8 protein-coding genes are annotated in these 10,002 nt (G+C 55.9%); 3 read left to right on the plus strand and 5 right to left on the minus strand.

Going from position 1 to position 10,002, the window contains the following annotated elements:
* Positions 1-50: 50 nt before the first annotated feature.
* From AB3U87_RS03345 to AB3U87_RS03355, 3 genes are read right to left on the minus strand one after another with little or no spacing between them, the layout of a single operon-like run.
* Positions 51-1,649, minus strand: a complete 1,599-nt coding sequence (locus AB3U87_RS03345) for a hypothetical protein (RefSeq protein ID WP_394148395.1) — start codon at positions 1,647-1,649, stop codon at positions 51-53.
* A 22-nt stretch (positions 1,650-1,671) separates the two neighbouring features.
* Positions 1,672-2,469, minus strand: coding sequence for a nucleotidyltransferase domain-containing protein (locus tag AB3U87_RS03350; protein WP_394148397.1), 798 nt, complete (start codon positions 2,467-2,469; stop codon positions 1,672-1,674).
* Positions 2,470-2,473: 4 nt separating this feature from the next.
* Positions 2,474-3,700: an RtcB family protein gene (locus AB3U87_RS03355; protein WP_369896296.1), complete on the minus strand. Its 1,227-nt coding sequence runs from the start codon at positions 3,698-3,700 to the stop codon at positions 2,474-2,476.
* Positions 3,701-3,882: 182 nt separating this feature from the next.
* On the opposite strand from AB3U87_RS03355, the gene rtcR reads away from it, so the two are divergent.
* Positions 3,883-5,463: an RNA repair transcriptional activator RtcR gene (gene rtcR / locus AB3U87_RS03360; protein WP_394148399.1), complete on the plus strand. Its 1,581-nt coding sequence runs from the start codon at positions 3,883-3,885 to the stop codon at positions 5,461-5,463.
* Between the two features lie 72 nt (positions 5,464-5,535).
* Here rtcR and AB3U87_RS03365 read toward each other — a convergent pair whose 3' ends face one another.
* Both AB3U87_RS03365 and AB3U87_RS03370 read right to left on the minus strand, forming a co-directional pair.
* Positions 5,536-7,251: a DUF4153 domain-containing protein gene (locus AB3U87_RS03365; RefSeq protein WP_394148401.1), complete on the minus strand. Its 1,716-nt coding sequence runs from the start codon at positions 7,249-7,251 to the stop codon at positions 5,536-5,538.
* Positions 7,252-7,341: 90 nt separating this feature from the next.
* Positions 7,342-7,818 (minus strand): hypothetical protein, encoded by a 477-nt coding sequence (locus tag AB3U87_RS03370; protein WP_394148403.1) that lies wholly within the window; start codon positions 7,816-7,818, stop codon positions 7,342-7,344.
* A gap of 388 nt (positions 7,819-8,206) precedes the next feature.
* Between AB3U87_RS03370 and AB3U87_RS03375 the strand changes: the two genes are divergently transcribed.
* Together AB3U87_RS03375 and AB3U87_RS03380 are read left to right on the plus strand one after the other, a co-directional pair.
* Entirely contained in the window at positions 8,207-9,220 is a 1,014-nt protein-coding gene (locus AB3U87_RS03375) for an HNH endonuclease family protein (RefSeq protein WP_253458089.1), read from the plus strand.
* Positions 9,220-9,891, plus strand: a complete 672-nt coding sequence (locus AB3U87_RS03380) for a class I SAM-dependent methyltransferase (RefSeq protein WP_394148413.1) — start codon at positions 9,220-9,222, stop codon at positions 9,889-9,891. The genes AB3U87_RS03375 and AB3U87_RS03380 overlap by 1 nt, the downstream gene beginning before the upstream one ends.
* Positions 9,892-10,002: the final 111 nt, after the last annotated feature.

The raw sequence follows: 10,002 nt of genomic DNA on the forward strand, positions 1-10,002 counted from the left end.
CGTGGTTCCGGCGATATAACGACGCGCCCTGCAAGCGGAGCGCGTCCTGTTCAATCCTTTTCCGCCAGCTGCCCGAGCAGCTGCGTCAGCCTCTGCCGGACCTCTTCTTCCGGCTCTTTGCTTTTGGCCTCTGCCAGCATCGCAACGGCTTCCACCGGCAGCAAAGCCTGCGGCCAGGCTTCCAGCGCATTCAGCGCCATATGACGGTTACGCGTCACCGGGCTTTTTAAACCTGTCCGGATCAGCGTCCAGCCCTGACCGGGAAAACCTTTTAAATCCTGCAGGATAAAGTCGAGCGCCGAATGCTGTTGATACTGCGGCCCCATCCCCAGAGATTTTTGCGGTCCGGAGGCGATGGCGGTCAGATCCAGCTCGCTTTCCGCCAGTGCGATAACCTGCGCGATATAATCCGGGTTGTCGGTTTGCATCAGCTGATACCAGAGGCCCCCTTCCGGCCGTTCACGGTGCCGATGATAAATGGCTGGCCACGGATCGCCGCCCTGCTCTCTGCAAAGCTGAAGCGCCGTATGAAAAATCATGGCGTCATCATGATGCAGCCCGGCCTCAATCAGCGCGGGCCACTCGGGTAAGGCACGGATCTGCTCGTACAGCGCTGTCAGCCGTTGCCGCTCCGTCTCGTCAGCAAACTCTTCTTCATGCGCCAGCCTGCCGATGTCGCCTGCCACCTCATAATGCAGCAGGTCGGCCACTGTGCCAGGCTGGATATGCGTGAGGTAACGCTCGCAGGCCAGCGCGGCAAAGGAATATTCATCAATAGCGGGGCCGGGCTGACCGCTAATCATGCCGCGCAGGATTTCAGCGGCGCCTTTAAGCAGCTCAGCATCAACCTCGCCCTCTAATGCTTCGTGCAGCCGTCCCTGCTCGGCGCAGTGCCAGGCGGTATATTCCACCATCACGGCATTGTTATAGCCTTCCCTTAACAGCCACTGACGAATGGCCCGATCCGGCGCGTCCGGCAGCCGCTCGATCAGTTGGATACGTCCCCAGCCTGTCGTACGCTTTGCCAGCGCCAGCCATTCCTGCGCGAACTCCTCCGGCAGCAGGATAGCCCGCATCGCCACCACGGCATACAGGGTAAATTCATCGTGGCTGCCTAATGTGCGCAGCAGGTCAACGCTTTGCTGGTACGGGAAAAAAGCCAGCAGCGCCATCGCTAATTTCACCACCTGACGGTCCGGCGCCCGCGTCGCCAGAAACACCGCCAGTGCCCTCAGGCGGCGGGCGTCAATAGCCTCAGAAGCGGCCATCGTCTTCAGCAGATCGTCGATAAAATTCAGCGGCGTATCCTGTTTTGCCAGCTGATACAGCGCCTGCATGTTTTTACTGCTGCTCCGCCGCAGCACGCGGACAATCGCCTGCATCACCTGAGCCGCTTTATCCCGATCGCTGCCGTGCGCGATATGATGACCGAAGGCGCCGTCCAGCGCACCGGGTGCCCAGCGCAGCGTTTGCCCATCTTCTTGCGGCGCAGGCTCGTCCGGCAGCGTCTGTGCCGCTTCAGGCAGCACGCCCGTTTCCTGCGACCACGGCGCCAGCCAGCCATAGATGGCGCGCTGCTCTGTCGACCACACCACCGGAAAACGCTGTTCATCAGGCTGACGGAAAATGTTGGCGATCCACTCTTTCATTTTTTATTCCCTTTTTGGTAAGTTACGCCATGCTCAGCACGGTTTTCATCAGCAACGCGTCCAGATCGCGGCAGTCGCGCCGCTCGCTATCCGGCAGATCTTCGCTGACACGGTTCTCGTCCAGCTGCTGGCGGATAAATGCATGGATGCGCTCCAGACGCTCGCCGTATTCCGCTTCGCCTGCGCGCTGCTTGCGCGCCAGCAGCTGTTCGATTTCAGCCAGCAGCAAGGGATCCGTCACCGTTCCTGCCAGCAGCTCTTCAAAACGCATCGGCGGCACGCCTTTTCCGGCCTCTATCCACTGCACCGCCAGCAGCGGACGCAATACGTAGAAGTACTTTTTCAGCCGCACGCTGTCGCCCTGCAGATAACCACGAAAGTTCTTTCTTGCCATGGAGAGATAGTGCCAGCGCGCCCGTAACGGCGAAAACCAGTCCGGTATCCTTTGCCGTAAATCGGCGACGATGGCCGCTTCCTGCTGATAGATCACCGGCGAATCCAGCCATTCAATCAGCGTTGGATTGGCTCGCTTCAACAGGCCCAACGCTTTTCGCCACTCCCAGCCGCAGACGTCCAGCGTATCGTCGATCGGCAGCTCGATAACGTCGCGCGGCGGCTCGACACGCAGATACCACTCAGGTTGATGTACATAGAGAAAACGCACATCGTAATCGCTGTCCGGCGAGGCAAAACCCCAGCCGCGGCTGCCCGACTCGCAGGCATACAGCACTTTTACCGAGTGCTCTTCTTCTATCTGGCGCAGCACGCCCCGTACGCGCTCGCGCATTGCGCTATCCACGCCATGCAATCCCGTTCTCATTTTTTTATCCTTTTACGCAAACAACCTGCGACAGCGTATGCACCACTTCCACCAGCGAAGACTGGGCGGCCATGACGGCATCAATATCTTTATAAGCCATCGGGATTTCGTCGATGACCTCTTTATCTTTTCGGCACTCCACGTGCGCCGTCGCGCGTCGCTGATCCTCCACTGTAAAGCGGGCTTTCGCCGCCGTGCGGCTCATGGTGCGCCCCGCGCCGTGGCTACAGGAGCAGAAGCTCTCTTCGTTACCCAGGCCGCGCACGATAAAGCTCTTCGCGCCCATCGAACCGGGAATAATGCCCATCTGCCCTTTTTGCGCCGAGACCGCGCCTTTGCGCGTCACCAGCACCGACTCGCCAAAGTGCGTTTCCCGCTCCACGTAGTTGTGGTGGCAGTTCACCGCTTCCAGATGCGTGGTAAAAGGCTTGCTGATAACGCGCGACATCGCCGCCAGTACCCGCTCCATCATGGCTTCGCGATTGTGACGAGCGTAATCCTGCGCCCAGCTCACCGCTTCCACGTAGTCGTTAAAATGCCTGCTGCCCTCTTCAAAATAAGCGAGGTTGCGATCCGGCAAATTGGCGATATGCCGCTGCATATCCTTTTGCGCCAGCGCGATAAACAGGTTACCGATAGCGTTCCCTACGCCACGCGACCCGCTGTGCAGCATGACCCAGACCTGTTGGCTTTCGTCCAGGCAGACTTCAATAAAGTGGTTGCCCGTTCCCAACGTTCCCAGATGCTGATAGTTGTTGGTTTTGAACAGCGCCGGATGTTTTTGCGTCAGCGTCTTGAAGCGCGGCGCCAGTTTGGCCCAGTGGCGATCCACCTCCTGCGGCGGCGTCTGCCAGGCGCCCTTATCGCGACCGGAACGGGTATTGGTGCGGCCGTGCGGCACCGCCTGTTCGATGGCGCTGCGCACGCCCGACAGATTGTCCGGCAGATCGCGGGCCATCAGCGAGGTGCGCACCGCAATCATGCCGCAGCCGATATCTACGCCGACCGCTGCCGGGATAATTGCGCCTTTGGTCGGGATCACGCTGCCGATGGTAGAGCCTTTGCCCAGATGCACGTCCGGCATCACCGCCAGATGGCGAAAGATAAACGGCATTTTCGCCGTGTTCAGCAGCTGCTCGCGCGCTTCTGGCTCAACCGGCACCCCGTTGGTCCACATTTTTATCGGCACGCCTTTCGCCTGCTGCAGAGTCTGATAGCTGTTTTTCATAATCGTTTTCCTCATTGCTGTGACCTGACTATTGCGAATGCCGTGCCAGAAGACCGCCACGCTGCATAATAAAATTTATCTATTTGATTATTATTGATATTTATTGTCATATCACACCTGCGCATTGCCATTACCAACAGAGCAATTTATCTTAGCGGATAACTTATTTATCCTGTGAGATAAGCATGAAAGCTAACGTAGTCATCGGCGTGCTGGGCACGGTGCTGGATAAACGCGGCAAGCGGGCAAACCGCTGGAGCAAATGGCGGCCAACCGTCGCGCTCTGCCAGCAGGAAGGCTTACAGATCGACAGGCTGGAGCTGCTGCATCAGCCGCGTGATATCAGTATGGCGCAGCAGGTGGCGGAAGATATCATTCAGGCCTCGCCCGCCACCCAGGTGGTGCTGCACAGCGTGAAGCTGGAAGATCCCTGGGACTTTGAAGAGGTCTACGGCAGCTTGCTGGATTTTGTCAGCCGCTATCCTTTTAATACCGACGCCGAAGAGTATCTGGTACATATCACTACCGGCACGCACGTGGCGCAAATCTGCTGGTTTTTGCTGACCGAAGCCCGCTATCTGCCCGCGCGCATTTTGCAGACCTCCCCGGCCAGCAAGGGCTCGGAGACGCCAACCGCGCTCGGCCACTATTCCATTATCGATCTCGATCTGAACCGATACGCCACGCTGACCAGCCGTTTTCAGCGCGAGCAGCAGCACTCTACCTCGTTTTTAAAATCCGGCATCGAGACGCGCAATCCCACCTTTAACAGCCTGATCGAGCAGATTGAGCGCGTGGCGCTGCGCTCGGACGCCCCGATGCTGCTGACCGGCCCCACCGGCGCGGGTAAATCTTTTCTTGCGGAGCGCATCTATCAGCTGCGCCATGCTCGCCATCGGCTGGCCGGTAAATTCGTGGCGGTTAACTGCGCCACGCTGCGCGGCGACAACGCGATGTCCACGCTATTCGGCCACGTTAAGGGCGCTTTTACCGGCGCACAGCAGGCGCGCGGCGGGCTGCTGCGGGAAGCCGACGGCGGCATGCTGTTTCTGGACGAGATAGCCGAGCTGGGGCTGGATGAGCAAGCGATGCTGCTGCGCGCCATCGAGGAGAAACGCTTCTTCCCGTACGGCTCTGATAAAGAGGTCAGCAGCGATTTCCAGCTGATTGCCGGCACGCACCGGGATATGCCGCAGTGGGTTGCCGAAGGCCGCTTTCGCGAAGATCTGTTTGCCCGCATCAATATGTGGACGTTTCAGCTGCCGGGCCTGGCCGAACGCCGCGAGGATATCGAACCCAACCTGGATTTTGAGCTGGAACGTTACGCCCGGGAACAGCAGACCCAGGTGCGCTTTGATAAAGAAGCGAGAAGCCATTTTCTGCGCTTCGCCTGCTCGACAGAAGCCAGCTGGCGAGGCAATTTCCGCGAGCTGGGCGCTGCCGTCACGCGGATGGCAACGCTGGCGGAACAGGGAAGAATTTCGCTGGAGCTGGCGGAAGAAGAGATCGCCCGGCTGCGCGCCAGCTGGCGTACTACGGCATCGCAAGCTGCCCTGCCTGAGCGCTCCGGGGCGCAGTACGATCTCTTTGACGAGTGCCAGCTACAGACGGTGCTGAGCGTCTGCCGCACGGCCGATTCGCTTTCCGAAGCGGGACGACGCCTGTTTGCCGTCTCCCGCCAGGGGAAGAAACAGCCCAACGACGCCGATCGCCTGCGTAAGTATCTGGCACGGTTTGGGCTGAACTGGGAGGAGGTTAAAGGGTAACGCAGCCGACGACAGCCGTAACGCTTTTGCAGCCGGGCCTGATGCTGCACGGCTGCAAAAGCGGGTAATGCGCTATTGTCCTTCGAAACCGTAGTATTGCACCGGAAGCCGCTGGCCGTTCACTTCCAGGTCGCGCCACGGCTTAACTACAGTTTCAGGTATTTTATCCCGCAGGGCCTGCTCCAGCCTTGCCGACAGCGTCACGCTGCCAATCTGATCCCAGCCTGTGGCCTGGTGGGCATAGAGAGTAATGCTCTGCTGATTGCGGTTATAGAGCAGCACTTCCGGCGTGCCGTCGTTATTCACATCCTGCATCCACACCAGGCAGGAACCGGTATCCACCAGGCAGATGCCCGACTCCGGCTCAAGGTGTTGCATCTGCCACCAGCTTTCCGGCGGCGCTTCGCTGCCTGCCCGCAGCGGGATGCTGCGCTGAAGGTCGCTAACGGTTGGGTTAGCATTATTGGTGTCGCGTTCTGCCAGCAGCCGCACCAGCACGGCTTTTTGCCGGACAGGCTCGTCGAGCCACTGCGGATAACGGCTTATCTTCTGTAACGCCTGTTTCCCCCGGCGTCCCGCATCACTGAATAAATAGAGATCCATGTCATCCACTTTTGCCTGGCCCTGCGCAAAACGCGCCAGCTGATTTTTCACGGCAATGCGCCACGGATCGGCTACCGGCGTATGCAGTAAAAACCAGCCGCAGGCCGTCAGAGACAGCATCAGCGCGATAAAAATGTTCATGCTGCCCGCGCCCTGTGACCAGGCGCGGCGCTGGAATCCTGACAGCAGCAGCGAGCCAGCCACCGCCAGCAGTGCAATCATAGCGGCGTAGATCCGCTCCACCGTCCAGCCATACTCCGCGACGCGCAGCCACAGTGCCCAGACAGCCAGCCCGGCCAATAGCGGAGTCAGAGCCTGCGCAACCAGCACCACGCGCGCAATAACACGCTGCCAGCGCGACAGGTCAGGCGCGCTTTCGCCAGTGATGGCGCTGAACGCCAGCATCAGCAGCGTCATGGTCAATAACAGCGTGGTGGCTGAAAAAGCTTTGGGAATGATAGCCAGCCCGGTAAACGGCAAACAGGCCAGGAACAGCAGCAAGGCGACCGCGTGCAAAGGCAGCAGCACGCTTACAGCCCGCGTAACCAGATGCCTGTACAGACCGGCAGCGCCCGGCAGGCGTCGACAAAACACAATGCCCGCAGCGATGACCGCGCCGGTCGCTATCGGCGGGAAAAAACGGTTATCAAAGAAAAGCTGCTCAAAGAGCGTGATGCCGATGATGCTGAAGAGATTGCTCCACAGCATCAATACCAGCCAGAACAGCCCGGTCATTAAGCCAGTGACCGCCAGGGTAAAAGTGTTGCGCCACAGCGTTTCGGCGACTGCTCTGCTCCACTGTGACCCATCCTGTTCCTGCTGCGATTTAGTGCAGAAGGCGACCAGCATGGGCATAACCAGGCTGAGCATAACTATTACGGCGCAGATATTTTTAAAGTGAAATTCGCCCAGCGGCAGCGTAGGGAAATTCCAGCGATACCACCCCGTCATTAAGGCAATAATCGGCAATATCAGCAGGGCGCAGAGCCAGGGCCTGACGGCGCGGAGACGATAAAGCGTGAAGGCCAGAATGCTGGCCATCGCTAACGAGAGCGGCGGCAGATACAGAGAATAACGTTCGTGCAGGTTAAAACCATCCGGCAAAGCCCAGAGCAACCCGGCTATCATCCCGATAACGATAATGGCCCATTTAGTACGGTGAGGGAAAACTTCCTTTTGCAACATAGCTATTCCTTGCTGTTGGATTAGGTGAGAGGGAGAAAAACGGGTCATGATAAGACCTTTTTTTGTGAAAATCCCTGTGCCTGGCGGCGGTTATCCTGCACGCTGTCGTTTTTTTTCCGCTTTGATGCTGGCTTTTTCCTCACGGGCGCGTGCCTTGAGGATTTTTCGCATACGAATAGCCAGCTTGATCAGACGCAGTTCGGTACTGACGGGTAAATTACGCTGACAAGCATTCGCCCATAGCATAATTAACAGCACTATGGTGATAACAATGATATTGATTAAGGCCTGGGCTTTATCATGTCTGAATAACAGGATAAGAAACAGCACAACATATACGACAGCGATATTCCTGAGTTTGGTGCTATCTTCCGCCATCTGCGTAATGGCTTCCGGCAGATCTATACCCGCCGTTAAGTCCGGATGATAAATCTGTTTTATAAGCTGCACATTGTTCTTAAAGACAAAGTAATCCTTACGGGTAAAATTATTACTCAGTATTTTTTCTCGTATAGCCTTTTTATTCTCCATACGCCAATAATCCTCTAAACCGTTCTGAATTTCCATAGTTCACGGATCTGTGTGATAGCTGGTTAATGATAATGGCTGCGAAGAATTGACACCAGCGTGAATTTTATAATGTTTGGCATTACTTCTTACTATAAGCAACTCGCATAAATGAAATCGCTAACGGCCAAACAGATAAGCGAGTAACGCTTTATCCTGCGCTGTCCCTACCTTCCTCTTACGCTGGTTATCTCTTCAGCGTCGCCCAACACCTGGCGGCCATTATCCGGCGTAAATATTTTGTTATCGTGACCTCTGCTGACGATAAGCATTTCGCCTTAAGAAGGATCGAGCCGGCCATCGGACTTTACGGTTTACATTCATCGGCTTTTGTTATGTGATCCTGTTACGTGAATTTTTCGAGCTGTCTCGCAAAACAGGATCCTGTATGCGCTTTTACCAGGCCGATCCCCGCCTTGAAAACTACTGGCGCGGCGTTATTCTTTTTGGCAAAAACGTCGCCTCCTATAAATTCGCGCTCGCCCATGCGTTGTACGACCTGAAGCAGCAGGACAACGATCTGATTACGCTGGAAGCGCTGGCCGTGCCCTTTGTGCGGCATTTATGCGCCCACCTGCGCCATGCGCCAAAGCAGATCACCAGCAAAAGTAGCGAATTTTTGGAGGCGTGCAGGCAGTTTAACGCAGGCGAGATCAACGAAGAACTGTTGATTGCCATTACCGTCAAGCGCGGATTCGCTAACGTAATTGATGCTTTTCATAATGTGAATTACGCCGAGATCGACAAACGCTTTTTCCTGGATGAACGCCGAAGCCATAAAGGTATTCGGCTTACGGATAATTTTTATCAGCTGACGGAAAACGAACACTTTGCCAGCCTGGTAGAGGAAACGGATGCAAGATGGCGGCTGGTTGAAGAAGCCTGGGCGATGAACGTTTCACGCAACCTGATTGCAGTGGATTACGACGATAATGACAAGATGCTTTTCAGCCGCCAGAGCGGTCGCCGCGTCACCATTACCAGCTGCCGCAGCAGCCTGAATGGCTACCAGAAAGGCCTGTGCTTTTATTGCTTCCGGCCGATTGGCGTGGCCGGTGGCGAGGAGAACCTGGCTGATGTCGATCACTTTCTGCCGCTGATGCTCAGCGAACAAATCGGCAACCTCAACGGCGTCTGGAATCTGGTGCTGGCCTGCCAGACCTGTAATCGTGGCGCTCAGGGTAAGCTTGCGCGTATCCCTGCGATAACGCTGTTGCAGCGCCTGCACGATCGTAACGAATACTTTATTAACAGCCATCTGCCTTTACGAGAGACTTTAATTCGCCAGACCGGCAATACGCCGCAGCTGCGGCACAGCTTTCTGCAAAAAAACTGGAGTACGGCAAAATTCGCCCTGCTCCACGAGTGGCAACCAGTGGCACAGGGAGGCAGTCTCTTTTGATAAACGAACACTATTACCGGCAGAACGCCCAACGGTTTTTTACCGATACGGTAAGTGTGGATATGTCTGCGCTTTACCAACCTTTTATTACCTGCCTGCGGTCAGGTGCGCGCATCCTTGATGCCGGCTGCGGTTCAGGCCGTGATGCCAAAGCCTTTAGCGAAATGGGTTTTACGGTCGAAGCCTTTGATGCATCGGCGGAGCTGGTTGCGCTGGCTCGTCATCTCTCCGGCAAACCTGTGGAGCGGATGCGCTTTCAGGATGTTGCTGCGGTTGAAAAATATGATGGTATCTGGTGTTGCGCGTCGCTACTGCATGTTTCCGAAGCGGAACTACCTGAAGTCATGACGAAGCTGGCGATAGCGCTGAAGCCTGGCGGCGTATGGTATCTCTCTTTTAAATATGGCCGCGGCGAACGGGAAAAGGATGGGCGCAGATTTACCGATCTGGATGCGGCTGGGTTACAGAAATTGGTAGATGAGGTTAATGAAGCTATTAGTGTAAGTTTGGCTAATAATAAGGCGGATATAAAAAGACAGGCAGGTTCTAAGGACAAAAAGGGAAGTGATTTCGTTCTTGAGGCAGAAAAAATATGGCAGACCGGTGATTTACGTATCGGACGTGGCGATGAGGTATGGCTCAATGCAATTATCAGAAAAAAATTAACTTAGTAAGTTGATTCTGCTTATTCTGCTGATTCTGCTTATTCTGCTTATTCTGCTTATTCTGCTTATTCTGCTTATTCTGCTTATTCTGCTTATTCTGCTTATTCTGCTTATTCT

The sequence above is a fragment of the Erwinia plantamica genome (genome assembly GCF_043420595.1).
In the GTDB taxonomy this organism is placed as follows: domain Bacteria; phylum Pseudomonadota; class Gammaproteobacteria; order Enterobacterales; family Enterobacteriaceae; genus Erwinia; species Erwinia aeris.